Below are 382 nucleotides of genomic sequence, written 5' to 3'. Positions count from 1 at the left end.
AATTTTCAAAAGATTTCTCAGGCACAGCCTGCCCCGACTTATTCGGGGAACTTCGAAATGACGCTAACATAAACCAACTGCTTATGTCAATCAAAAAATCAAAAAATTTCTGGAAACAGAATAACGATACAGGTTTCAGCACCAATGCAACAGAATCATTGGCAGGAAGATTTATTAATAAAGACGGCAGCTATAATTTAGTAAAAGAAGGTATGCCCTTCTGGAAACGTATTAGTTTATTCCATGATATGCTGCATTTAAAACGCTGGAAATTTATTACAGTCATATTATTATTTTTTGTGTTAATAAACTTAGCATTTACTTGTGTTTATTACATTATTGGTGTAACAGGTTTTTAGGGAATAAAAGCCAATAACAATTG

General features: G+C 32.7%; 1 protein-coding gene. It reads left to right on the top strand.

Annotated elements, in window-relative coordinates; all coding sequences use genetic code 11:
• Window positions 1-359 (top strand): hypothetical protein (locus tag E3E36_RS12750; RefSeq protein ID WP_206203765.1); only part of this gene is annotated, 359 nt, incomplete at its 5' end.
• Window positions 360-382: the final 23 nt, after the last annotated feature.

This window comes from Thermococcus sp. M36, assembly GCF_012027355.1.
Classification (GTDB): domain Archaea; phylum Methanobacteriota_B; class Thermococci; order Thermococcales; family Thermococcaceae; genus Thermococcus.
Note: the sequence above shows the minus strand (reverse complement) of the source record. Positions and strands in the feature narration are given on the sequence as shown.